20 protein-coding genes are annotated in these 24,402 nt (G+C 39.7%); 11 read left to right on the top strand and 9 right to left on the bottom strand.

Features of this window, described 5'->3' with window-relative positions; all coding sequences use genetic code 11:
• Positions 1-205 precede the first annotated feature (205 nt).
• The 5 genes from Q0954_RS05990 (at position 206) to Q0954_RS05970 (ending at position 5,009) form a co-directional block, all read left to right on the top strand.
• Complete coding sequence (locus Q0954_RS05990; protein WP_299454917.1) at positions 206-640, top strand: BlaI/MecI/CopY family transcriptional regulator; 435 nt, start codon at positions 206-208, stop codon at positions 638-640.
• Positions 618-1,205: a hypothetical protein gene (locus Q0954_RS05985; protein ID WP_299454915.1), complete on the top strand. Its 588-nt coding sequence runs from the start codon at positions 618-620 to the stop codon at positions 1,203-1,205. The genes Q0954_RS05990 and Q0954_RS05985 overlap by 23 nt, the downstream gene beginning before the upstream one ends.
• A 157-nt stretch (positions 1,206-1,362) precedes the next feature.
• The gene (locus tag Q0954_RS05980; protein WP_299454912.1) at positions 1,363-3,114 is read left to right on the top strand and encodes a M56 family metallopeptidase; all 1,752 of its coding nucleotides are present in this window, start codon (positions 1,363-1,365) and stop codon (positions 3,112-3,114) included.
• A gap of 186 nt (positions 3,115-3,300) precedes the next feature.
• On the top strand, positions 3,301-3,846 hold the full coding sequence (locus Q0954_RS05975; protein ID WP_299454910.1) for a YceI family protein: 546 nt from the start codon (positions 3,301-3,303) through the stop codon (positions 3,844-3,846).
• A 212-nt stretch (positions 3,847-4,058) separates the two neighbouring features.
• The gene (locus tag Q0954_RS05970; RefSeq protein WP_299454908.1) at positions 4,059-5,009 is read left to right on the top strand and encodes a hypothetical protein; all 951 of its coding nucleotides are present in this window, start codon (positions 4,059-4,061) and stop codon (positions 5,007-5,009) included.
• Between the two features lie 33 nt (positions 5,010-5,042).
• On the opposite strand, the gene Q0954_RS05965 is transcribed toward Q0954_RS05970, so the two are convergent.
• Positions 5,043-7,472: a TonB-dependent siderophore receptor gene (locus Q0954_RS05965; RefSeq protein WP_299454905.1), complete on the bottom strand. Its 2,430-nt coding sequence runs from the start codon at positions 7,470-7,472 to the stop codon at positions 5,043-5,045.
• A 157-nt stretch (positions 7,473-7,629) separates the two neighbouring features.
• Positions 7,630-8,010 (bottom strand): DUF1987 domain-containing protein, encoded by a 381-nt coding sequence (locus tag Q0954_RS05960; protein ID WP_299454903.1) that lies wholly within the window; start codon positions 8,008-8,010, stop codon positions 7,630-7,632.
• 717 nt (positions 8,011-8,727) lie between these two features.
• Here Q0954_RS05960 and Q0954_RS05955 point away from each other — a divergent pair.
• Both Q0954_RS05955 and Q0954_RS05950 read left to right on the top strand, forming a co-directional pair.
• On the top strand, positions 8,728-10,611 hold the full coding sequence (locus tag Q0954_RS05955; RefSeq protein WP_299454901.1) for a sodium-dependent transporter: 1,884 nt from the start codon (positions 8,728-8,730) through the stop codon (positions 10,609-10,611).
• A 310-nt stretch (positions 10,612-10,921) separates the two neighbouring features.
• Positions 10,922-11,902, top strand: a complete 981-nt coding sequence (locus Q0954_RS05950; protein WP_299454898.1) for a helix-hairpin-helix domain-containing protein — start codon at positions 10,922-10,924, stop codon at positions 11,900-11,902.
• Positions 11,903-12,180: 278 nt separating this feature from the next.
• On the opposite strand, the gene bioD is transcribed toward Q0954_RS05950, so the two are convergent.
• Together bioD and Q0954_RS05940 are read right to left on the bottom strand one after the other, a co-directional pair.
• On the bottom strand, positions 12,181-12,795 hold the full coding sequence (gene bioD / locus Q0954_RS05945) for a dethiobiotin synthase (RefSeq protein WP_299454895.1): 615 nt from the start codon (positions 12,793-12,795) through the stop codon (positions 12,181-12,183).
• A gap of 6 nt (positions 12,796-12,801) precedes the next feature.
• Entirely contained in the window at positions 12,802-13,941 is a 1,140-nt protein-coding gene (locus Q0954_RS05940) for a pyridoxal phosphate-dependent aminotransferase family protein (protein WP_299454892.1), read from the bottom strand.
• Between the two features lie 80 nt (positions 13,942-14,021).
• Here Q0954_RS05940 and Q0954_RS05935 point away from each other — a divergent pair, with 80 nt between their 5' ends.
• The 3 genes from Q0954_RS05935 (at position 14,022) to Q0954_RS05925 (ending at position 16,342) form a co-directional block, all read left to right on the top strand.
• Positions 14,022-14,846, top strand: a complete 825-nt coding sequence (locus Q0954_RS05935; protein ID WP_299454890.1) for an Rpn family recombination-promoting nuclease/putative transposase — start codon at positions 14,022-14,024, stop codon at positions 14,844-14,846.
• A 32-nt stretch (positions 14,847-14,878) separates the two neighbouring features.
• The gene (locus tag Q0954_RS05930; RefSeq protein ID WP_299454889.1) at positions 14,879-15,763 is read left to right on the top strand and encodes an Rpn family recombination-promoting nuclease/putative transposase; all 885 of its coding nucleotides are present in this window, start codon (positions 14,879-14,881) and stop codon (positions 15,761-15,763) included.
• Positions 15,764-15,865: 102 nt separating this feature from the next.
• Positions 15,866-16,342 carry a nucleoside deaminase gene (locus Q0954_RS05925; protein WP_299454887.1) on the top strand — a complete coding sequence of 159 codons (477 nt, stop codon included), beginning with the start codon at positions 15,866-15,868 and terminating at the stop codon, positions 16,340-16,342.
• A gap of 230 nt (positions 16,343-16,572) precedes the next feature.
• On the opposite strand, the gene bioB is transcribed toward Q0954_RS05925, so the two are convergent.
• The 5 genes from bioB to Q0954_RS05900 form a co-directional block, all read right to left on the bottom strand.
• On the bottom strand, positions 16,573-17,577 hold the full coding sequence (gene bioB, locus Q0954_RS05920) for a biotin synthase BioB (protein ID WP_299454884.1): 1,005 nt from the start codon (positions 17,575-17,577) through the stop codon (positions 16,573-16,575).
• A 341-nt stretch (positions 17,578-17,918) separates the two neighbouring features.
• Positions 17,919-18,743: an ATP-grasp domain-containing protein gene (locus tag Q0954_RS05915; RefSeq protein ID WP_299454882.1), complete on the bottom strand. Its 825-nt coding sequence runs from the start codon at positions 18,741-18,743 to the stop codon at positions 17,919-17,921.
• Between the two features lie 38 nt (positions 18,744-18,781).
• Positions 18,782-19,567, bottom strand: coding sequence for a LytTR family transcriptional regulator DNA-binding domain-containing protein (locus tag Q0954_RS05910; protein ID WP_299454880.1), 786 nt, complete (start codon positions 19,565-19,567; stop codon positions 18,782-18,784).
• A complete protein-coding gene (locus Q0954_RS05905) occupies positions 19,521-20,651 on the bottom strand; it encodes a sensor histidine kinase (protein ID WP_299454877.1) in 1,131 nt (376 codons plus the stop codon). The genes Q0954_RS05910 and Q0954_RS05905 overlap by 47 nt, the downstream gene beginning before the upstream one ends.
• A gap of 34 nt (positions 20,652-20,685) precedes the next feature.
• Complete coding sequence (locus tag Q0954_RS05900) at positions 20,686-21,123, bottom strand: NUDIX hydrolase (RefSeq protein ID WP_299454874.1); 438 nt, start codon at positions 21,121-21,123, stop codon at positions 20,686-20,688.
• Between the two features lie 650 nt (positions 21,124-21,773).
• Between Q0954_RS05900 and Q0954_RS05895 the strand changes: the two genes are divergently transcribed.
• Positions 21,774-24,287 carry a DUF5916 domain-containing protein gene (locus tag Q0954_RS05895; RefSeq protein ID WP_299454872.1) on the top strand — a complete coding sequence of 838 codons (2,514 nt, stop codon included), beginning with the start codon at positions 21,774-21,776 and terminating at the stop codon, positions 24,285-24,287.
• Positions 24,288-24,402 lie beyond the last annotated feature (115 nt).

The raw sequence follows: 24,402 nt of genomic DNA, 5'->3' as shown, positions 1-24,402 counted from the left end.
CCTTGCCAATGGCAAGTGTCATTGATGATGTAAACCTAAACGCCCTTTTATCAATACGTTTGTTTTTACAAAAATACTTGTTGTCAAACATTTTAGTTCCTGTATCAGGAATATTTTTTTGAGCAGAAGTTTTAAAAACTTAGTTGGAAATTTTAGTTTCATAAAACAAGTTTTAAAAGTATAGTTACCCCTACTAAAAATATCAATGAAAAAAAACGCAAAAAATAAAGGACAAAAAGGCAAGCAACTCACCAAGGCAGAGGAACAGGTAATGAAAGTTTTGTGGAAACTGGAAAAAGCTTTTATCAAAGAAATCATTGCCGATATACCCGTAGCGCCTGGTAAAAAAAAACCCGCCTACAGTACAGTGTCTACTATAGTAAGGTTGCTTGAAGAAAAGGGTTTTGTCACACACCAGACCTTTGGCAACACTTATCGTTATGAGCCATTGGTAAAAAAAGAAGAGTATACCAGCTTTTGGTTAGACCGCTTCATGACTGATTATTTCGGAGGATCTTTTGCTCGTTTGGCGTCATTTTTTGCCAAAGACAAAAACGTGGACATATCAGACATTGAAGATATTTTGGAAGACATAGACAAGAACCTTAAACAAAAAAATGATGATGAAAGAAAGAAATAACCACGCTCAGCCAAAGCGTGACATTGCCCGGTATTTTTTAGTAATTCCCTTGGTTATTTTGGCGGGCTGGCTTTTGCAGCGAAGCCCCTTATTTGGTGCACGCAATGACAACGAACCAGCGATTGCTCAAGTAAGCCAACAAGAACGATTGGAAGCCCTTGAAAAACAGCAAGAAGAAGCTGAACGTCAACGCGAGCAAAGTTTCCGATTGGATGTTGACTTCAACGGTGAAAAGATTACGATTGAAAATACGGCAGATTTAGAAAGACTGGGAAAGGAATTTGAAAAAATGGGCAAAGAGTTTGAAAAAATGGGAGAGCACTTTGAAAAAGATTTCAAGGAAACCTTGATCAAAGAACTCAATAAGGGAATTCAAGAATGGAAAAAGGAGGATTTACCAGCGCTCAAAAGAAAACTAAAAAAGCTTAAGAAAGAGCTGGGCAAAGAGCTTAGGAAAAACCTGAATGACGAACTCAAAAATATAGATACCAGAGACTTAGACAAGCACGAAAAAGAGTTACTTAAAAACATAAGTGAGCTGGTAAAAAGCCTGAATAACGATTAGAGCATTTCGCCAAGTATTGAGCACTGAAGCGGAATTAAACACATCTAAGAAACAAGTGTAACTATCACACTGTAAAATAGTTAGCCTTACTTTCAGCTGATTACTTGTCGTTGCTTATGCTACCCACTACTATTTTATTAAAAAACCATTGAATACCATGAACGATTGGATAATATACCTTATAAAAGTAAACCTAAGCTTGTTGTTTTTATATGCTTTTTATCTCATCTTCTTAAAAAAAGAGACGAGTTTTCACTTAAACCGTGCCTATTTGCTGATAGGCTTGGGGGTGGCACTTGCGGTGCCATTGTTACACATCGAGTTGCCAAAAAAATCGGTACCAACTCGTATAAGTCAGTGGCAACCGCTTGCAGTAAGTTCTCCAGTGGTTACCTCCAAAAAAACAACTACCTCTGTAGTACACCCGACTACTACCACTGCTATTCATAATAAAAAAATACACCCAATCACTCAACATCAAGCTTCTGGCAAAACAACCCACCTGCCAACCAACAAAGCCACCATTCCTTCAATCAATTGGTGGAACGCCTGGCTAGGGCTGTACATTGCAGGAGTATTGGTGTGCCTGGCGCTTTTTGCTTATCGGTTGGTGCGTATCATACGGGTTATTGCAGGTACCCAAGCAATGCCACAAGACCATTACAAAGTAGTGTTTACTTATGGTAAGTTACCCATGCTGTCGTTTTTCAACTATTTGTTTTGGGACAATACCCTGAAACTTACTCCCGAACAAAGGGCACAAGTTGTTGCCCATGAAGTAGCTCACATCCAGCAAAAACATACTATAGATGTCTTGTTGATGGAGTTGTTTTGTGCCATGTTTTGGTACAATCCAGTGGTGTACTGGTGGCGGAATGCCTTGCGTGAAAACCACGAGTTTGTAGCTGACCAAGCAGTCATCAAACAGCAAGACGCCCACAGTTATGCTATGTTGTTACTTAGCCAAAGTTTAGGCAGTGTGCCTCAGTTTACTTTGGGGAATCGTTTAGTTCAATCGCAAATTAAAAAAAGAGTAAATATGATGACCAAGAAAACCATGTATCGAAAAATCTATTGGAAATACGCCCTCATTGTACCTATGTTGGCTTGCCTGGGCATTGGGTTCGGCCAGGTATCGTTTGGGCAAAGTGTTGCCTTGAGCAGTAGTGCTTTGGTAACACATCAGTTGGCTTCTGGCAAGGTAGTAAAGCCAACCTCAACTAACAGCCAGCAGGTAACAAACCTATCCACTCCATCCAAGGTGCTTATCAAAAAAATGGTAAAACAAAGAATAAAGGAAGAACTAGCCTTGCTTACCACAGTAGTGGATACGCCTGGTAAAAAAACCAGCAAAATGCGTCGTTTAAATAGATATTCTCACCATAAAGATCGTCGTTACCGAAAAATAGACAGTGAGGATGATTATGTAGAAATGGAGGCTAATATCAAAGGAACCGACTATGAGGTACGTTTTGACAAAGCCGGAAAAGTAAAACGTTTGTATGTAGATGGCAAAAAAATAAAGTCAGGGAAGTTTAAAAAGCACAAAACAACTACTGACAGTATGTGGCAAGACTGGATAGCTCTAAAGGATGGGCTGAAAGAGCTGAGTGTATCGCTCAAAAATATGGGCAAAGATCTTAAACGTAGCTTACGAAAGGCAAGCAAAGACCTAAGCAATATTGACCTTGAAAACGAACTTGACCTGGGCGATTTGCTCAAGCCTGTGATTGGCCTAAGCCTCGATGTAACCAGTGATGTATTGAAAAACCTTAAGGTGGATCTAAAAGACCTAAAAAAGGATTTGAAGATAGACCTGAAAGACTTTAAAAAAGACCTCAAAGAAGCATTAAAAGAACTGAAGAACTTCAAGTTTGAGTTGGAAGATGAGGACGATAATGATGATTAATCGTGTATAATTCATACTATTAGTTCAAGCATACCCGTTAAAAGAACTTAACGGGTATTCTACTATCTGACTGAAAAAGAGCCTTCTATTTTTTTATAAAGTTGTAGAATCTCTGAACAAATCTTACCTTGACACGGTAAAACAAACTATGATAATGTTTCTGTACTTTTAAAACTACACTCCATCATGAAAAGGCATATTTTCCTGCTTGGTTTTTTTTTGTTCACTCTTGTCCATGACACCAAAGCACAAAAAAAAATATATAGCACTCACACAGGTCAAGTCACCCTATTTTTAAATTCTAACCTTGCCCTCATTCAGGCAGTTAATAAATCTGTGACTTCTGCCTTTAATCGCAAAAACAACGAAGTGTCTTTCATTATTCCCACCAATAAGTTTCGTTTTAGCAACCCTGTAATGCAACAACCTTTTAACGAAACCTACCTCGAAGCCAGCAAATACCCCCATTCTACTTTTAAAGGGAAAGTAAAAGAAAAGATCAATTTTGAAATTAGTTCTCCTCAGAAAGTAACCGTGGTAGGCTATCTTAAAATGCACGGCGTAAAGAAAAAGCGTTCTATTCCGGCTACTATCGTAGTAAAAAACAATAAAATCAGTTGCTTTAGTCGCTTTCAGGTCAATACCAAAGATCATCAGATCAAAATACCTCAGGCCTTGTTTAAAGATGGAAAGAATGTAGTGGAGATTAACTTAATTGCCAAATATGATTAGGAAGCAAAGACCTGACTGAAAATATACTGCCTGATAACATGCACACAAACCCTCTCAAATCAAGTAATTTGAGAGGGTTTGTGTGGTTTTAGCAAAATCTTCTTTCCAACACAGGCAACGTTTCCTTCACTTGAGTTGTAACAACATAAAACAAGTTGGTTTTTGACTATATTTCTTTACTTTGCACAAAACTCAATATACTTGCCTCCATTATGTCAAACAGGATTCAATACATACAGTTTTACGGATTACTACTCATTTTTTTATGGACTACCTCAGCACAACTACAGGCACAAGGCTGTAGCGACGCCGGGTTTTGTACGATGGGTGCCATGAAGCCCGATCAACATTTTAACCAAAAAGTAAGGCTGCGTTTACGCTCGGTAGAACTGAGTCACTATCTGGGGGTTACCAAATTTGATAACCTCATTTTGGCGTATACTGTAGATTTTAACATGGGTTTTAATGACAAAACCAATTTACAGGTAAAGTTGCCTTATCAATACGCTCAGGGGCGCTTGGGCAGCAATCACGGAATAGGTGATGTGTCATTGAGTTTTAGTTACAATCTCGTGAACAAAGAAAAGTTTCAGATAAATGCTACACTGGGTACCAAAATACCTACAGGCAATCCCAACGTACAATCTGAGTCGGGCAGACCATTGCCTATGTATTACCAAAATACTTTGGGTACTTATGACTTGATTGCAGGAATTTCGCTGATTAGTCGTAATTGGCTGATTGCTACGGGGTATCAACGCGCATTGAATAGTGTAAACAATCAGTTTTTATGGGGCGAATGGGCAGGAAGCGAAAATTTTATCTGGGCTGAGCACTACCCCCGGTCACGAAAACTATTCAGAGGTGATGATTTTATGTTAAGAGTAGAATATAACCTACGCTTTTCACGCATCAACTTTAATACGGGTTTATTGGCTATTTACCGCCCCACTCAAGACAAAATGACGATGGGCGAACGCACCATCAATGTAGACGGAAGCGATGGGTTGGCACTTACTTATTTGGTCGGAATGGGATTTAGGTTTAATACTCGCTCGGCAATTAAAGTAGGGGCAGGTTTTAGGCTCATTCGTCGCGCTCAAAATCCTGATGGGCTTTCGCGTGAGTTTGTAAATACCATAGGGTATGTGTTCAATTTTTAAGAAAAGTGTCCCCAAACCAACAAGGGCTTGTTTTTATAACCTAAAAGAAGCCCCAAACTGTACGTTTCGTTTCATTTGAGGGTTGTATACCAAGTCCACGTCTAGTCCATCAGAACCAATGCCTGCATACTCAGCATCAAATACATTTCTTATTTTCAGAAATACACCCAAGTGTTTGCTCAGCTGATAACGCCCGATAAAATCCAGGTTATAATAGCCCTCAACTTTAAAATCTGATGCATCTGCTCTAGGTACAAAACGCCTTACCCAATCAGTCATAAACACATTCTCAAAACGAAAGTAAGTATGCTTAAACGGTTCTATTGAAAAGTTCAACTGTCCCATAAACTTAGGCACCATTCTGGGCACACTGATTTCTTCGTTTTCTTCGTTGGGTAATATTTCTGAACCTTCAGCATAATTTAGGTACACATCAGCATTGAGTTTTAGTAATGGCAAAAGATTTGACAAACGTACGGCCAATTGCAGTCCATACAAATCGCTTCGGCTGTTTACATCATTTACGGCCGAGCGAGTTCGGAAATTATTCTGTGTTTGAAACTGTGACACCGCATTGGCACCATATATACTGGTATCTAATGGTATCAGGCTTTGGGTAATCAATTGGTCTATTCGGCTATAATATCCTGTCAGGTCAAAGTCTATATTACTATTGAGTGTATAGCGTACTCCTACCTCATAACTCGTAACAAACTCTGGTGATAAGTCTTCATTAGGCACTCGTTCGTATTGTACCAGGTTGGGTACTCTGGTGCCATTGAATATTACAGGCAAAGCCAACGAAGAGTAAGTGTTGCGGGCACTGGGTGCCTTGAAAGCTCTCCCGTAAGACGCTCTTACCGAAAGGTTATTGTTGAACTTATACAACACCGCTACTCTGGGATAAAAAGAACCTACTGCATTGGCTGAATCTACATTGGTAGTAAACTCAGACGAGGCATCTTCACGCACTCCTGCAATCAGCGTGAGGTTATCGCGTTGATAGAGCAATTGGGCAAAATAGCCAGTAATGGTGTGCAAAATGGGATTGTCGCCAAAATGCCCAAAAACGGCATGCGGGGCGCGTTGGGTAGTGCTAAAAGCCTGATAATCGCCAGGGTTAAAAGGTGTATCGGATTCATTGACTGGAGGTAAATTGCCTGAAAAAGTGGCAGAAAAACCTGCGGTGATTTCCATATATTTATTGATGGAATAAGTACCTAGCGCTTCAAAAAATAAATCATCAGAAGCCTCATAAGTATATGCCCTTGCACTGGCAAAACTGGCATAGTTTACTCCATAAGTAGAGCCTACGTCCATCCTGTACTTAAGATAAGATGCATTGACAGTAAGTGCAAATCGTTGCCAGGCTTTGTTATAGCTTAAGGTAATTCGCTCTATACGGTCGGCTATGTAGTTGTCAGAGCGGGCATAAGAAAATATGTCAGGGCTTCTGCCCAAAGAACTGTGGTTGCTACGAAAGAGGTTGTTATAACTAAAAGTAAAATCTCGATACTCCAGTTGTATGCCAAACAGCGAGCTTTCCTGGGGCAATGCGTTCACCAAACCTTTGTTTGCATCGCCTTGGTAGTAAGGGTAAGTCGCCTGAATACTATCCAACACCTGACCAGGATTAGTATTGAGCAATCTTAAATAGTTAATCTGATCGCTTGACATACGTTTAGAAGCAAAAAAGTGGGGAAGAGGGCTAAATACATTGCCTTTGTATGAAAACTCACTACTCACTTGTCCTACCAACTCTACCTCTTTGTTATGGCGAATGTTTAGATCATCGCGTTTGCCGCGATTGCCATAAAAAGTGTATTTAAGTATGTTTTTGTTTTTACCTACCTTGCCTCCTGCCATAAAATTTACGTGTTGGTAGCCATATTCACCTAAAGTAACATTGGCTTGCGCAAATGAGCGACTAGAGGGAGAGTCGGTAATAATATTAATGACTCCAGTCATGGCGTCAGCCCCATACACTGCAGAAGCTGGTCCATAGATAATTTCTATTTGCCGCGCCTGAGCAATGGGTAGTTGCGCTCCAATGGCGATTCCTCCTGCCACACTAGGTTGGATGGGAATGTTATTGATGAGTATTTTGGTGTAATAGTTACCTATTTGCCCCCTAAAAAGAAATGTTTCTCCGTCGAGCCCTGATCCTGGTTGCGATACTCTTACCCCTGGTACCGCTTTCATAACGTCAACCAAGGTTATATAACCATTTTTTCGGATTTCTTCTTGAGTTACTACGTGGATAGTCACCGGCAGGTCTTTTATTCTTTTGCTCGACCTACTCGCAGAAACAACTTCTACATTGGTAGAAGCACGTCCTGCAATAATATCTTGCGCCTTCAATACATCTAATGGAATAGTATTTAGGCGATTAGTATCAGGTTGGGCATAAACTGTTACGTTCAACAGCAACAATGTAAAGCAAATAATAATGATTGTTTTCATGACCTATCTCTTATTACAAACACAGTTATATTTGCTTTTCTTATTCCACACAAACCATCTATATCATTGTTTTGATCTCAAAGCAGTCACAACACCAAATTTGTCAAAATATAAAAGCTCCAACACACGCAATCTACACATAGGGACTATACTAACCTCAGTAACCAATCAAGTTCATTTTCAGTTTGGTTTCTTGTATAAAATCCTCGGCTTCTTCCAAAATATCATCATCTTCGGTAGGATAATACCAATTGGCCTCTACCTGCCCACCTTCATCGGCGTATTTTTTCAACACTTTGAGAATATTTAGAAAGGCTTTAGATGAATTGGTGTTGAAGTAGGTAAGTTTGAAGTCAAACCGAATGGGATGTTTAGACTGAATGTACTCTTCTACCCATTGAATCAAAGGGCGATAAAACTTTTTAGCATCTTGATGATATGACTCTCCGATAATTTCACATACGCCAGTATCTGAGTTAAAATTGACTGTAGGTATAAAATATACTCCCTTATTACCTTTTATAGCTATATCTTTCATGTTTAATTTGGCGCTTTTAGTCTATGAAACATCTACAGTTTCATTCACCTAATCAGTTAAGTTATTTAAAAACAGGCAAATGACACAGGAAACAACTTTTCTGCCAGTACCCAGTCTTCAGGTTTTAGAATCAAATTACTGGTTTAATGAGTAATGCCTTGCTGTTTAATTATGTGGTTTTTTTTACAGGACACTCTTAAGAATGAACAAAAAATAATTTTCCCCGATCAATCGAGACTATGAGCTTTTTTAACCATAACGCTTGTTCTGATATACATCAAGATTCAAAAAGCGAACGACACCCACCAAACCAACGATGCTGTGCTAAGCGTTGCCTTCGGCCAAAAGTGCCTCAGCTAAGTAGAAAATCTCTACCTCGAAATCGGTCACTTATTTTTTTACCATTCCTTAAAGTTCTAAGTTAGTTTTTTAGGATAAAAAAAAAAAGAAGTATTGCTCAAAAAAGTAAATCTCACTCAATTTTAGTCGTAAATATTAGACTACATGAAGGTATTCTACCACCTTCAAAATGAGGGGAAATGGGTAGAGTTAACAAAAATTATATCTCTTTTGAATGAAATTAAACTAAATAAAATCAAACTTAAACTTAAAAAAAACGTAGGCGTGTAACTTTAAATCATATCTAATTGCACAACTCAAAAATATGCTGTAGTTTAGCCATTCATTGATTCAGTATTAAATCCAACTATTTGATAAATGAGTACAAATAAAGAAGCCTGGGGTTCTCGGGTCGGACTGGTATTGGCTATGGCTGGAAACGCCGTAGGTTTAGGAAACTTTCTTCGCTTTCCTGTGCAAGCTGTTCAGAATGGAGGAGGAGCTTTTATTATCCCCTATTTGGTATGTTTTGTATTAATGGGTATTCCTCTCCTTTGGGTTGAATGGTCAGTAGGGCGTTTTGGGGGGCGTCAGGGTAACCACTCTACACCGTTTATCCTTGATACCATGGGTAAACGTAAGTTTTGGAAGTATTTTGGTGTATTTGGTATTTTTACCAACATTGCGGTAGCTGCCTATTACACCTATATCGAGTCCTGGACACTTACTTATGTTTGGAAGTCTATCACAAGAGGTTTTGCCGGATCAAGCCCTGAAGCAGTTTCAGCCTACTTCGATTCCTATACCGATTCTTTTATGGGTATTCCTGTACCTGCACTTATCATTTATGTTATTACGCTATCTCTCAATATATATATACTATCTAAAGGCTTAAGTGGCGGGGTAGAAAAAGTAGCCAAATTTGGCATGCCTATGCTCATCTTGTTCGGAGCTTTTCTTGCCATTCGCGGCATTACCCTGGGGTCGTCTGGTGCGCCAGAAGGTTGTACTGACTGTAACTCTTTCTTAGCATTAGATTTCTTATGGAAACCACAAGCATCCAGTATCTGGGATTTTAAAGTATGGATGGCCGCTGCAGGGCAAATATTCTTTACGCTCTCGGTAGGTATGGGTACTATTCAGTGTTATGCTTCTTATGTACGTTCTAAAGACGATATTGCCCTCAACGCAATGTCTGCCGGATGGATGAACGGTTTTGTAGAAATTGTACTGGGTGCATCCGTTGTTATTCCTATTGCAGTGGGTTACCTGGGGCTTGAGTGGGCACAAAACAATGCTGGCTTCTCTATGGCTTTCCAAACCATGCCTTACCTGTTCGACCAATGGGGCAGCGTACTGAGCGTAGTAGCTGGAGTAATGTGGTTTGGGTTACTCTTTTTTGCGGGCATTACCTCATCGTTGGCCATGGGTACTCCCTGGATGGGCTTTATGCAAGATGAGTTTAATTGGGGACGCAAAAAGGCCGCCTTATCGTTTGGGGTCATTACACTTATTGTCGGTTTGCCATCGGTAATGTTCTACAGTCAAGGGGTCTTTGGAGAGTATGACTACTGGGCAGGAACCATTGCTTTGGTAGTATTTGCTCTGGCCGAAGTGATTTTGTTTGCCTGGGTGTTTGGTATGACCAAAGGCTGGGCAGAGATCAACGAAGGGGCTGACATTACCATTCCATCATTTTTTAAACCCATCATTAAATGGGTCACCCCTACGCTTTTGTTGATTGTATTCTTAGGCGCTTTGATAAAACCAGTAGGTGGCGATTGGAACAAGCTCTTTAACGGACAATTTGCCCTTGCTGATGATAGTATCATTGGGCAAATTACTAACCAGGGTGTAAAAGCCAACAAGTCTTTCTTTGCCGATAGCTTTGAGAATGATGTAGAAGGTGAAAGTATAGTAACCAAAATACAGGGTACTACTATACAGTTGAGCCAGAGTAAAAAGTACTACAAAACTCCTGAAGGCAAAATAAAAACATATACCAACGAAAAGAGTGTCACCCCTTTTGATTCCATGACTGTAGTGCGGTCAATCAACGTGGCACAATACGGAGGCAAGAGCGCCAAGGTAACCATCAAAGAAGGAGACAAGGTGAAGTTTAAAGATAAAATAGCTACTGGTAGTTTTACCAATCAGATATTCTATATCAACCTTGGTCGTTTGCTGTTATTAGGCGTATTTATCTTTATTACGGTATTAGTATACCAAGCCAGTAAAAGAAGGACTAAAGAAAACCTGTAACCCTTCAAGTATTAGCATTTACAAAACTAAAACATAAATTAAATGAGTACCTCAGCGTTAATAATGATGATAACAGTACAAGTGACTGTTACCTTAACTATGGCTTATTTTTTTAGAAAAGTATTGACCACTCCTTCTAAGTCTAACTTAGAAGATGAGTAATAAAAAATAAATAATGTGTAGCAGTGATTTCATTGCTACACATTCTTATTTATAGAAGTCAGATGCGAAGTTTTGAACCTCAAAAGCATCATACACGTATTCAAAATCAAGTATCTCCCTAAGATACACCTACCTTAACTAAATGCTTATGAAACGTGTAAAACTTTGGATACGTAACTATTTTGGATTTTCACGCAAAGAAACCAACGGCTTTGTCATTCTTATGGCATTGTTGGTGGTACTGGTTACCATATTGCTGATTAACCCACCCTTGGGTAGTTTTAGTAAAAGGCAAGTAGACAACTCAGACCAAAGCACATTAGATAGTTTGGAAGCACTCATTGCCAAACAAACCGCTGAACTGGCGGCCGAAAAAAAAGAATACAAAAAATCTTCTGCTTATATCAAAGCCCCTCGCTACTCACGCAAAAAGAAATACAAAAAAACACCTGCCTACACTCCCAATGAATTTTTCGCATTTGATCCTAACACTGCTACAGTACAAGATTGGCAGAAATTGGGATTTTCGGCTAAAGTAGCCGGGCGTATTCAAAACTATGTATCCAAAGGAGGCAAGTTTCGCCAAAAAAGTGACTTAAAAAAGATTTATGGTTTTCCTGAAAGAGCTTATGATCAACTGGAGGCATATATTCAACTACCAGACAAGTATGAAGCACCCAAAAACCGAAAGTACACCACCGCCAGCCCGTTTGCTACCCAGGAAGACAAAATTGCACCGTTTGACTTAAACGAGGCCACTACCGAACAGCTGAAGCAAATCAAAGGAATAGGTGAAGCACTTTCTGAGCGAATAATTAATTTAAGAAATCGTTTGGGGGGATTTTCTAACACTGAACAACTCAAAGATATTTATGGGCTCAAGCCCGAAGTCATTGCCACTTTATTACAACACACCTCGTTGACGCCTGCCAATATCAAAAAAATCAATATAAATACTGCCAAATTTGAAATACTCAAGGCTCACCCTTATATCGGTTATAAATTAGCAAAAATCATTGTCAATTACCGGGAACATCACGGCAATTACAATTCTATCAAAGACTTAGGTAAAATTAAAATTATAGACGAAGCCAAACTTGCCCAGCTTACGCCTTATATTGCTTTTTAACCTAAGGAATGGTACCAAAATAAATTTACATTCTTAACCTCATCTTTTGAGGCTATACTTTGTTAAAAAATAGCCGAATAGCGCTGCTATTAGCCGATTTTTTACCGCGTCTAGCAACAAAATATTTTAGCGTTACTATAGAAATTTATTTTTACACCATTCCTAAGTTAAGAAAAAACAAAAAGAGCTTCAATAAAAAAGTAGCACCCTCTTTCTGATTTCAGGAGGAATGCTACCTTGTAGTTTATAGTCATCAACAAACCTTCACAGGTACTTGGCTAAAAACTTAACAATTTTGCCAAAGATGACACCACAGATTGGGTAAGTGGTCCTTCTATCCAGGGAATTTCACCCAGGCAAGGTACTTGGCTATAAGCTAGAATAGCTTCTTTGCTACTAGGGGTAGGCTCACCATTAAAGATAATTCCTTTGATGTCAACCTTATGCGCCTTGAGCAATTCTATAGATAATAAGGTATGGTTAATACTCCCCAAATAGTATTTAGATACCAGAATAACCGGAATACCTAGCTGCTTGATCAAGTGGATATTCAAAAATTCGTGGGTCAAAGGTACCATCAAGCCTCCAGCAAGCTCTACCACCAAATGGTTGCGAGTATCGGGGAGTTGTATTTTATTTGGCTCTATAGTTACCCCATCTATAGCCGCAGCAGCATGGGGCGACATAGGTTCTTTAAACCTATAGGCTTCAGGGTGAAATACCGCATTATGGTTACTTACCAAAGCTTCTACTTTGTGGGTGTCAGAGTTGTCTAATTCACCTGACTGAATGGGCTTCCAATAATCGGCTTGCAATGCTTCGGCCACAATAGCTGACACTACAGTTTTACCAATTTCGGTATCTATCCCTGCAATAATATATTGATGTTTCATGTAAGATTAGTTTTTAATAGTTTCAATCATTTGTCGAAGCTCGGCTTCGGTATTAAAAGCATGTAAACATATCCGAAGTCGTTCTTGTTTAGCAGGTACTGTAGGGCTTAGAATTGCTTTTACATAAAAGCCAGCAGTTGCTAGTTTTTGCGATACAGCCTTGGCTTGTGCGTTGCCTGGTACTATTACCCCTTGAATGGGTGACGGGCTATCGAGTATTTGATAAGGTGTTTGCTGGCGCAATTGTTTTTGAAAAAAGTCAATCAAATACTGTAGGTGCTGGCGTTCTGCCTGACAACCAGGTAATAACTCATAGGCAGCCTCTATGCTTAACAAAGAGTGAAAAGGCAACGAAGTGGTATAAATAAAAGAACGGGTAAAGTTGATGAGATAGTCGCGTAGGTGGTGGCTGCCTAACACTATAGCCCCATGAGTGCCCAATGCTTTGCCAAAAGTATGCATACGTAACAAAACCCTTTCCTGCAGATTTTCGGCTTGTACTACCCCCTCTCCCTTGTTGCCAAACACCCCCGTAGCGTGGGCTTCATCTACAATCAGATGAGCTCCATATTTCTCGGCCAAATCTGCTATAGCTTTCAATGGTGCCAGATCGCCATCCATAGAGTATACCGACTCTACCCCAATAAAAACATTGCCTTCTGCAACGCCTAGCTTTTTTTCCAGGTCTGCCACATTATTATGTTTAAACCTCAATCTTTTGGCATGACTCAGGCGGGCACCATCTATCATACTAGCATGGGCAAACTCATCAGTAATGATTGTATCTCCTTTATGGGCAAGTGCAGCAAAAATGCCTATGTTGGCATCATATCCAGAATTAAACAACAGCCCTGCCTCTGCCTGATGAAAGTCGGCAATGCTTTGCTCCAGTTGTTCGGTATACTGAAGGTTGCCCGAAATAAGCCGCGACCCAGTGGCTCCTATAGTGGAGGTTAATTGGTTTGTTTGTGCCACTTTTTGCTCAATCAACGCCTTGAAAGCATCACTGCGTGCCATTCCAAGATAATCGTTCGAGCAAAAATCTATTAAATGGTGTTTATCTACCAAAGTACGCAGTAAACCATCTTCCTGGCGTTTTTGGAGGCGTTTATCTAAAAAATTCTGCGAGGTTTTTATCCTGTCCATATTCAGTCAATTAGACCACAAAGTTAGCAGTTAAATGCTTAAGTTTGTGATAAGTTGTTTATTTAAACCCTTGCTTTATTATGTCAGAAAGATTTATTAACCCGTTTACCGATTTTGGTTTTAAAAAGCTGTTTGGTGAAGAAAGTAACAAGGAGTTGTTGATTGATTTTCTCAACGAGTTGCTCCAAGACAAACAACACATCACCGAAATTACTTACCTCAAAAACGAGCAAATGCCTAATAGTCCTCTCGATAGAAGGGCTATTTTTGACCTCTATTGCCAAAATGACCGAGGAGAAAAGTTTATTGTGGAGCTACAAAAAGTAAAACAGGAGTATTTCAAAGACCGAAGTATTTACTATGCTACTTTTCCTATTCAGGAACAAGCCGTTACAGGCAGTGATTGGAATTTCAAGCTAGAGGCGGTGTATACTATTAGTATTATGGATTTTGTGTTTAATAGGTACCAAGAGGGTAATAATAAATTTAAACACCACATTCAACTAATAGACACCGAAACCCAAGAGGTTTTTTATGATAAACTGACCTTTATCTACCTCGAAATGCCCAAGTTTAACAAAACCGCTGATGAGCTTGAAACTCGCTTTGATAAATGGATGTATTTACTCAAAAACTTGTCAAGATTTCATGAAGTGCCCCCAGCATTGCAAGAACGTATTTTCAAAAAATTGTTTGATGCTGCCGAAATTGTTAAACTCAATCCACAAGATCAACAGGCTTATAGGGAGAGTTTGAAGCATGTTTGGGATTTTAATAATGTGGTGAATACGGCAGTAAAAGAAAACTCTGTAGAAATAGCTCTTAACCTAAAAGCTCAAGGTGTAGACTCCGCTACCATTGCCAAAGCTACTGGTTTATCTGCCGAAGAAATCGAGGCACTCTAAAATAACAATTACAATTAAACCCTTGCTTTATTATGTCAGAAAGATTTATTAACCCGTTTACCGATTTTGGTTTTAAAAAGCTGTTTGGTGAAGAAAGTAACAAGGAGTTGTTGATTGATTTTCTCAACGAGTTGCTCCAAGACAAACAACACATCACCGAAATTACTTACCTCAAAAACGAGCAAATGCCTAATAGTCCTCTCGATAGAAGGGCTATTTTTGACCTCTATTGCCAAAATGACCGAGGAGAAAAGTTTATTGTGGAGCTACAAAAAGTAAAACAGGAGTATTTCAAAGACCGAAGTATTTACTATGCTACTTTTCCTATTCAGGAACAAGCCGTTACAGGCAGTGATTGGAATTTCAAGCTAGAGGCGGTGTATACCATTAGTATTATGGATTTTGTGTTTAATAGGCACCAAGAGGGTAATAATAAATTTAAACACCACATTCAACTAATAGACACCGAAACCCAAGAGGTTTTTTATGATAAACTGACCTTTATCTACCTCGAAATGCCCAAGTTTAACAAAACCGCTGATGAGCTTGAAACTCGCTTTGATAAATGGATGTATTTACTCAAAAACTTGTCAAGATTTCATGAAGTGCCCCCAGCATTGCAAGAACGTATTTTCAAAAAACTGTTTGATGCTGCTGAAATTGTTAAACTCAACCCAAAAGACCAACAGGCATACCGGGATAGCTTGAAACATGTATGGGATTTTAATAATGTGGTGAATACAGCTATAAAAGAAGGCAGAGAAGAAGGCAGAGAGGAAGGTAGAGAGGAGGGTAGAGAAGAGGGCAAAGCAGAGGCCATCAGAGAAACCGCCCGAAAAATGAAAGCCAAGGGCATAGATGCCTCTACTATTCACAGCATTACTGGTTTATCAACAGAAGAAATTGAAGCACTATGATTTTTACTTGTAAAACCCTACTACATTGCGTTAATTTGCGGGGTTTGCATAAAAATAAGAGCAGGCTAAAATCAATATCTGTTAAAATTTAACAACGTTACCATGCACGAAAATCACGAGCATTTTATAAACAGGGCTATCGAGTTGGCAACCCAAGGAATGGATAGTAATTCGGGCGGACCATTTGGTGCGGTAGTAGTCAAAAACGGTGAAATAATTGCCGAAGGACACAACCGGGTCACTTCTACCCAAGATCCTACCGCTCACGCCGAGGTAGTAGCTATAAGAGAAGCTTGCAAAGTTTTGAATACTTTTCAATTAGACGATTGTGTCATTTACACCTCTTGCGAACCTTGCCCTATGTGTTTAGGCGCTATTTATTGGGCACGTCCCAAGGCAGTTTACTATGCGTGTAACCGCGAAGATGCTGCACACATCGGTTTTGATGATCAGTTAATTTATGATGAGTTGGATAAAAAAATTAACGAGCGACAAATCAAGTTTATAGCTATAGGCAGAGACAATGCTTTGAAGGTGTTTGAGAGGTGGCAAAGTAAGGGAGATAAAACGGAGTATTAATTGCAAATTTGAGAATTACGAATTACGATGATATGCACTCATTCGTAATTCGTAATTTCTACATTGGCTAGTGCATTGGGGATTAAATAAATGCACTATTTATTCGAGAGTATTTCGTTTGCTGACGCACTTCAAAAAGTGCGCATAGCCAAAGCTACGTAAACTTTTTGAAGTAAAGTAAGCGGGCTAAAGACTCCGAATAATATGATAGGAATTTAGTTTCCAGTGCACTAGGCTTCTTTTTCCACAGTTTCTTTAGGGCGAAACTGCTCACGATCTACATTTTTGTAGGCTTCACGAGGAGCCAAGCCCAAAATATCAAACATTTCCATGTCATCCTTAAAGTCAGGATTAGGCGTGGTAAGCAATTTGTCTCCAGCAAAAATAGAGTTGGCACCAGCCATAAAACACATTGCCTGCTCACTCAACGACATTTCTGTTCTTCCTGCCGACAGGCGTACTACAGTTTTAGGCATTAAAATGCGTGCAGTGGCAATCATACGTACCATATCTTGTACGGGTACTTTGGGTTGGTCTTCAAGTGGTGTACCTTCTATCCTTACCAATGCATTGATCGGCACTGAATCGGGGTGAGGGTGCAAGTTTGAGAGTACCTTCAGCATTCCAATACGGTCTTTGTCAGTTTCGCCTAAACCTACAATCCCCCCTGAACAAACAGTGAGTCCTGCTTCACGTGCATTATTGATGGTGTTCAAACGATCTTTGTAGGTACGGGTAGTAATGACTTCACTATAATATTCTTCCGAAGTATCTACATTATGGTTGTAAGCATACAATCCTGCATCGGCAAGTTTTTGTGCTTGGTTGGCATTGAGCATACCTAAAGTACAGCATACCTCCATGTCCATGTCGTTCACTGCCTTTACCATGTCGAGCACACGGTCAAAATCGCGGTTGTCGCGTACTTCGCGCCAGGCAGCGCCCATACACACCCTTGATGAGCCAGCTTCTTTAGCTTCTTTAGCCATGTTTACTACTGTCTCAAGAGGCATGAGTTTATGCACGTCTACATCAGTACTATAGCGTGCTGCCTGTGGGCAATATGCGCAGTCTTCGGGGCAACCTCCGGTTTTTATAGAAATAAGGCTGCTTATTTGCACCTCGGCATAATCTTTATTTTGGCGATGAATAGAGGCTGCTTCAAACATCAAGTCGAGCAAAGGTTTATTATAGATGGCTTCAATCTCGGCGAGCGTCCAATCGTGTTTTATCATATCACAAGTGGGTAAAATTTTATTATATAAAGAGTTTACTATCAATAGCTTGGTTTGATTTGGGGCATATAAAACACCCTAAACTACCACGCAAATTAACAGACGAAGGGCAAGAAAGCGAAATTTAGGTAACTTTTTGTACAAAACCCTTATTTGAGAATCTTTCTAAATAACCCTGCAAGCTATAAAAAATGGGGTGAACGTATCCTTAAATAATCAAGAGCTTTACTTGTTTGAGTGGTTTGCGTAAAGTAAAGATAGGCTTTATTATGGTAAAATAGAAACAGAAAGAAAGTCAGGCATAAATACATACGCCTGAAGCAGTTAGAAGGGGGTGGATTCTAGTGCTTGTTGTTGATTTTCACAGACAAAAATTCAGATATATGCTTGACATAAGCAAATATATCGCAGTGATAAAACCCAATAGAATTAGCACAACCGCACTCTATAATGTAATACTCGTACTCCCCACTGCACTTTGCTACATCCATTGCAAAAATATCGTGAGGTTGGTACTCACGGCACCTTTCTTCTACAAACCTGATCATCTCTGGTGGCACATCGGTAGCTGACTTGTACAGCTCAAATGATTTTCGATAAGCAGTACTTGTGACGACTTTGCCATTGACCACAATATTTCGCCATTCTTTTTCGATGTGGTAAGCAGTACTAACGAAAATTTCGGTGGTGGCATCAACAGTTTCAGCCTTGTTTTGCACTACCTTATCATACCAACTTTTGATTTCGGCAAATGTAAGTACCATTCCAGCAAAAGCCTTTGAGTCGGCATTGGGTCGGATAAAAAACCTGGCGTCACTGGGGTAATCTCTCCCTCTAAACTGCTCGAATGTAAACACCTCGCCTTCAGATGATAGCATAGACGCCTTCCATTGATTGATATAATTGCCCATGGTAAAAGTGGTTTCATCATAAAACAAACCCGCAGGTTGCCCCAAATCGTTGTAAACTCGTTCCATCATAGTGGTAGAGCCATAATAGATGTTTTCGTGGTGCTTATCTATTGAGAAAACAGGCAAGGTAGTGGCAAAAGGAATGACCTGTACCAATTCATAAGGCAGTTGCAACTGCTGGCAGGCAGCGATGATTTTATCCCGGTCGGCAGTTGCATAGTTATTTTTCTGAACAATCCATCTTATTTTTTTCATACCCTGCCACTATTTTTGGTTTTTACTCTTCACTATTTTTAAAGCTCAAACAATCCCTTGACCCTATCAGAAAAACTGGCGCCAGAGGTAACTTTAGTTCCTTCTTTATCATTGAGGTGTAAGATATAGCGCCCCCGAAAATATTTTTCAAATTGTTTGATAAACTCGCTATTGACAATATACGACTTGTGTACCCGCACAAATTGCTCTGGGAGCTTGTCATCAAGTGTAGTCAAAGTATAGTCTACCAAGTGTTTATTTTGATCGGGTGTGTGTAAATACACATACTTGCCATCTGCCTCAAAATGAGTTACATGGGTCAACGGCACCAAACGAATAGTATCACCTACCTGAATAGGAATACCCGTAATGGCTTTGGCAGGCTGTAGTTGTTGCAAAAGTTGTTGAATAGATTGCACATGTTGCTCACCCGCAGTTGACTCCGCTTCAAACCGATGAAGTTTTTGAATGCTGCGCTCCAATCTTTCAGGCAAGATAGGTTTAAGTAAATAGTCTATCGAATTTTCTTCAAACGCCTGAATAGCGTATTGATCGTAAGCTGTAGCAAAAATTACTACGGGCAAATGATGAAGCCTTCGGAGCATTTCAAAACCATTCAACAAAGGCATTTCTATGTCCAGAAAGATTAAGTCAGGTTTGAGCGTGTCTACTACTTGTTGCCCTTCCTGCCCATTTTGAGCTTCACCTATTACTTCAAAAACATCTGTATGTGCCTTTAGCAAACGTTTAAGGCGGTCGCGAGCCAATATTTCATCATCAATTATAACGGTTTTGTATCGCTTGTTTGTTTTTGGTATATTCATGGGCAAGCATTTTTTTGAGTGTAATAACCAATTGTTTTTTGGGTGAGTTTTCAAAATAAAAGTCAGCATTGCCCGGAAACAGCAATTCGAGTTTTTCACGGGTACTTTTTAACCCATACCCCGATACTAACTCGTCAGAGAAACCGGGACCATTGTCACCAATCATTACCTTGATCTGATCGTTTTCAGTATTTATTGTCAAACTAAGCTTTCCTTTTTCAGCAAGTTTGGCTATTCCATGCTTGAGAGCATTCTCGACCAAGGGTTGCAACAAAAAACGAGGAATCAGATAGTTTTTTGCTCCTGGTGGCAGATCTAGCTGATAATTCAGCCTGTCGCCAAAACGAACCTTCTCTATTTCCAGGTAAGTAGCCACCATATCCAGCTCTTCGCCTATGGTAGTCAAGTGGTTATTTTTTCGATTGGTATTGTACCTAAAAAACTTAGACAAAAGTAAAGTCATTTGCTCGGCTTTGTCGGGGTTGGCATGTATTAGGCTTGCAATAGAATTGAGGGTATTATACAAGAAGTGAGGATTTACCCTGGCATGTAATGCGTCCAACTCTGCTTGAGTTTTAAGTTGTTTTAACTCCATGAGTTTCAATTCCTGCTCGGTGATTTTACTGTCCAGTTGAGCTCTTTGATGAATTTTAGTAAATATAATCATACCTAATGCAGTGTAGAAAACAATCAAAACAACGGTGACCCCTATAGAGCTTGGGTTAGCCCCCCACCAGTATACACTTATCCACCCGATGATTTTTACCCCTACAAAACAGTTGATCACCATCACCAAAAATACCAATGAAAAGCTGATTGGTTTCCAACTGATTTTATCGGATAAGTACAACGATATTTGGATAGCAAATGTAAGGCAACAACCAATGACTACCCCTTGGGTAACCCCTATCAACAGGCTTATTTCGTAGTGTTTGTTCATCACACCAAATACCAACCCCACGCCTAAGCCTATGGGTAACGCGGTAAGCAATGTATGTATATAGTCTACCCAGGTAAAGTAGCGTTCGTGCCGACGCGACATTAACTTAGCAAAACGTTGTTGGCATTTTTTAAGTTTATTCATACAATTGTTTTAAGCTTGGCTACTACTACCCAACTTAAGGCTTCACCTCTGCTATAGCCATTTTCAAAATTTCATCATGATCAAATGCCATTTCAGGTAATTCATCCAACGCAAACCAAGTAGCATTGCGGGCATCGTCTCCTGCTATAGGCTTACAAGCATTGATGTCTACCAAGGCATAATGTGCTATAGACACGACCCAGCCTCGTGGATCTCTGTCGGGTGCAGTAAAAGTGTGCAACTGCTGTAGCTCTACCCCTTTCAGGTTTGTTTCCTCTTCCAACTCACGTTTTGCGGCTTGCAGAGCAGTTTCGTTGGCATCTATAAAACCGCCAGGTATCGCCCATTTATCCTGAAAAGGCTCATGTGCCCGCTGAATAAGCAGTACTTTAGTAGCTTGGTTGACCTCTTGCCCAAATATAATACAGTCAACAGTAAGGGCAGGGCGGGGATAATCATAAGTATGTGCCATAAATCATTTTTTTAAAGTTAGTGATCTTCTATTTATCACAAGGACAATAAGGAATCAAGTTGTAGATTTTTGGTCTGAATAGGAAAAAACAAGGAGTGAAATTTACTCAAACAAGCCAGGAAAAATGAATAAAGGTATTGAACAACTCTTTATACTGCCTGACCGCTTTGTTTTTACCTCCAACTGTAATACTTGCTTTTTTGAACCGTCTTACTCATGAACAAGCTCCAGATGATGGCTTCAAGGTTACTTTTACCGCAAGATAAATTATATGGCTTTTCCCACTATTTAACAAAGGACACCACCAAACCACAACTGATTCATTTAACCATAGAAAATATGTATTTACCTAAAATATGCCTCACTTAAACAAAAATCAGTAACCTTTTTACTAAAGAGCAGTTTCTATTTTAAACAAACTACACATTAAACCATAAAGCACTGACTATAAATCATATACCTTGACTTACAGTGCTTACATTAAGCTTGTGATCACACTACCAAAACCAATGATATACAAACAATGTCACGAAAAAAACACCTTTGTATTGCAACCTGTTCTACCGGCCTATGTCTTTGAAATACCAACGTAAGAAATACACACATAATCCATATATTTTACTTTAAAGCATTATCAATAGATATTTACCATGAAAACTTTTACTTCATCATTCCTCTGTGTTTTACTATGTTGTGGAGGATTTTTGAGTTGGGCAAAGCCTCCAAAAACAAAAAAACCCAATTCGCTCAAAGCAGTAAAAATAAAAAATAAGCCTACAATTGATGGCAAACTTGACGATGAAGTGTGGGTACGTGACCCTAGCTTTTACATAGGAAACTTCATCCAAACTCGCCCCAGCAATGGCAAGCCCTCTGCCCAAAGAACCGAAATCAAAGTAATTTATGATGACTTTGCCATTTACATTTCTGCCAAAATGTATGACAATGAGCCCGATAAAATTCTCAAAGAGTTTGGGCAACGCGATTCGGAAGGTAAAAACTCTGACTACTTTGCCGTAAGCTTTGATACTTACAATAAACAACAAAATGCCTTTTCGTTTATAGTATCGGCGGCTGGAGTACAAACTGATAAGTTTATTTCTGCCCGAAACGAGGACGTAAACTGGAATGCAGTTTGGAAAAGTGCAGTAAAAATTACCGATGAAGGTTGGACTGCCGAACTTGAAATTCCTTATTCTGCCTTGAGGTTTCCTCGTGATGCCAACCAAACCTGGGGGGTAAACTTTATGCGTAGAGTACAGCGTAACCAGGAAACCAGCTACTGGAACCACGTAGACGCATCTTTGAGCGGGTTTGTAAATCAGTTTGGACAATTAACCGGGCTCAAAAACATCAAACCTCCCGTACGCTTGTTTTTGCTACCCTATGCCTCTTTTTCAAGCCAATATGACGATACAAACGGCAACTCAAACACTTATGGTGGAGGAATGGACTTAAAATATGGAATCAGCGAAAGCTTTACTTTAGATATGAGTTTGGTACCTGACTTTAGCCAGGTACAGTCTGATAATGTAGTACTCAACTTAAGCCCTTTTGAAGTGCGTTTTCAAGAAAACCGCCCTTTCTTTACCGAGGGTACCGAGCTGTTTAATAAAGGTGGGCTGTTTTATTCACGCCGGGTAGGACAAAGTTCTTTTGACCTAAAAGATGAGCTGGGAGAAAATGAAGAGGTAGACAAATGGCCAGGAGAAACACAATTAATCAATGCCACCAAGCTTTCGGGCAGAACTAAGGGCGGTTTAGGCATAGGGATATTCAATGCAGTAACCAAAGCATCGTACGCCAGAGTAAAAGATACTGAAACCGGAGAGACAAGAACGGTACTGGTAGACCCATTGACTAACTACAATACTTTTGTGCTAGACCAAAACTTGCCTAACAACTCTAACATCAGTTTTATCAATACCAATGTTTCGCGTGCAGGAGGGTTTACTCACGCCAACGTTACAGGAACCGACTTCCGTTTTCATAATAAGAAAAATACTTATCGTCTACAGGGCTTTGCGGCAGTATCACAGCGTTATACCCGCGACAGCGAATCGGGTAGTTACATTCCAGACTTGGGCTATAAATACAATGTTTCATTTAGCAAAGTAAGGGGTAAATTTCGTTTTTGGATGAACCGTAACGTAGAAAGCCACAACTACAACCCCAACGATATGGGATTTTTACAAGCCCCCAACGAAGTGTCGCACAATGCCGAGGTGGGATATATGACTTTTAAGCCTAAAGGTATCCTCAATCGTTTTAACTGGTGGACTGGCACCTGGCACCGCATGCTTTATAAACCTTTTACTTTTAACCAATTCGGGCTATGGACCAATATGAACTTTAACTTTACCAACTTTTGGTACGCTGGTTTTAATTTAAACACTACTCCGGTAGACAACTATGACTACTTTTCGCCCAGGGTTGAAGGGCGATTTTTTAAACGGTTGCCTGCACAAGAGGTTAACTTTTGGGCGGGAACCGACAGCCGCAAAAAATTTAGACTTACCGGATACGGTGGTACTTGGGCTCGCCCCGATTGGAAACAACAAGATACCTGGTTTGGTATAAGACCTCGTTACCGAGTGAATAATAAGTTGTCTTTTATTCATGACTTTAACTATACTCGCCGAAACAACGAAAGAAACTGGGCAGCCAATGTAACTGACGACAACGACCACACCCACATTGTGTATGGCCGTCGAGATGTACGAAATATTACCAATACGTTTACTCTCGATTACGCTTTTAACCGTTTGACCAACTTTCGTTTGAGAATACGTCATTACTGGAGCAATGTAATATATGATCAATTGTATTTATTGCAACAAAACGGTGAGCTACTGGCTGACCAGGCTACTTTGCAAAGCCTGGAGACCAACTCTGAGGGAGTAAGTGAGCCAGTGACACATAACCAGGATTTCAACGCTTTTAACATTGACTTTGTATTTAACTTACAATTTGCACCAGGTAGTTTTCTTACCCTGGTATACAAAAATGCTGTATCTAATTTCTTGTCGGGGCGCGAAGTAAACGACTTTAGTTTTGAGCGTAACTTCCGCAACAATGTAATGAACGCCCCCCAGGTTAACACGTTTTCGGCCAAAGTAATTTATTTCTTAGACTATCTATATGTAAAAAAGCTCTTTAAATAGAGACCCAAACAAACCATATACACAATAACCTTTGTATATTTTCTCAATAATAAATCAAAAGCCTGCCCTTGTTTTAGTGCAGGCTTTTTTGTTTTTATCAATGGCTTGTTTACCT

It is taken from the genome of uncultured Microscilla sp. (assembly GCF_947493425.1).
Taxonomy (GTDB): Bacteria; Bacteroidota; Bacteroidia; order Cytophagales; family Microscillaceae; genus Microscilla.
Note: the sequence above shows the minus strand (reverse complement) of the source record. Positions and strands in the feature narration are given on the sequence as shown.

Bases quoted from the DNA above. Each gene is read 5' to 3' on its own strand.
- Q0954_RS05955 (WP_299454901.1), top strand. From the start codon at position 8,728: ATGAGTACAAATAAAGAAGCCTGGGGTTCTCGGGTCGGACTGGTATTG.
- Q0954_RS05980 (WP_299454912.1), top strand. From the start codon at position 1,363: ATGAACGATTGGATAATATACCTTATAAAAGTAAACCTAAGCTTGTTG.
- Q0954_RS05950 (WP_299454898.1), top strand. From the start codon at position 10,922: ATGAAACGTGTAAAACTTTGGATACGTAACTATTTTGGATTTTCACGC.
- Q0954_RS05965 (WP_299454905.1), bottom strand. From the start codon at position 7,472: ATGAAAACAATCATTATTATTTGCTTTACATTGTTGCTGTTGAACGTA.
- Q0954_RS05940 (WP_299454892.1), bottom strand. From the start codon at position 13,941: ATGGACAGGATAAAAACCTCGCAGAATTTTTTAGATAAACGCCTCCAA.
- Q0954_RS05960 (WP_299454903.1), bottom strand. From the start codon at position 8,010: ATGAAAGATATAGCTATAAAAGGTAATAAGGGAGTATATTTTATACCT.
- bioB (WP_299454884.1), bottom strand. From the start codon at position 17,577: ATGATAAAACACGATTGGACGCTCGCCGAGATTGAAGCCATCTATAAT.
- Q0954_RS05910 (WP_299454880.1), bottom strand. From the start codon at position 19,567: ATGAATATACCAAAAACAAACAAGCGATACAAAACCGTTATAATTGAT.
- Q0954_RS05990 (WP_299454917.1), top strand. From the start codon at position 206: ATGAAAAAAAACGCAAAAAATAAAGGACAAAAAGGCAAGCAACTCACC.
- Q0954_RS05905 (WP_299454877.1), bottom strand. From the start codon at position 20,651: ATGAATAAACTTAAAAAATGCCAACAACGTTTTGCTAAGTTAATGTCG.
- Q0954_RS05900 (WP_299454874.1), bottom strand. From the start codon at position 21,123: ATGGCACATACTTATGATTATCCCCGCCCTGCCCTTACTGTTGACTGT.
- Q0954_RS05895 (WP_299454872.1), top strand. From the start codon at position 21,774: ATGAAAACTTTTACTTCATCATTCCTCTGTGTTTTACTATGTTGTGGA.
- Q0954_RS05930 (WP_299454889.1), top strand. From the start codon at position 14,879: ATGTCAGAAAGATTTATTAACCCGTTTACCGATTTTGGTTTTAAAAAG.
- bioD (WP_299454895.1), bottom strand. From the start codon at position 12,795: ATGAAACATCAATATATTATTGCAGGGATAGATACCGAAATTGGTAAA.
- Q0954_RS05925 (WP_299454887.1), top strand. From the start codon at position 15,866: ATGCACGAAAATCACGAGCATTTTATAAACAGGGCTATCGAGTTGGCA.
- Q0954_RS05975 (WP_299454910.1), top strand. From the start codon at position 3,301: ATGAAAAGGCATATTTTCCTGCTTGGTTTTTTTTTGTTCACTCTTGTC.
- Q0954_RS05935 (WP_299454890.1), top strand. From the start codon at position 14,022: ATGTCAGAAAGATTTATTAACCCGTTTACCGATTTTGGTTTTAAAAAG.
- Q0954_RS05915 (WP_299454882.1), bottom strand. From the start codon at position 18,743: ATGAAAAAAATAAGATGGATTGTTCAGAAAAATAACTATGCAACTGCC.
- Q0954_RS05985 (WP_299454915.1), top strand. From the start codon at position 618: ATGATGATGAAAGAAAGAAATAACCACGCTCAGCCAAAGCGTGACATT.
- Q0954_RS05970 (WP_299454908.1), top strand. From the start codon at position 4,059: ATGTCAAACAGGATTCAATACATACAGTTTTACGGATTACTACTCATT.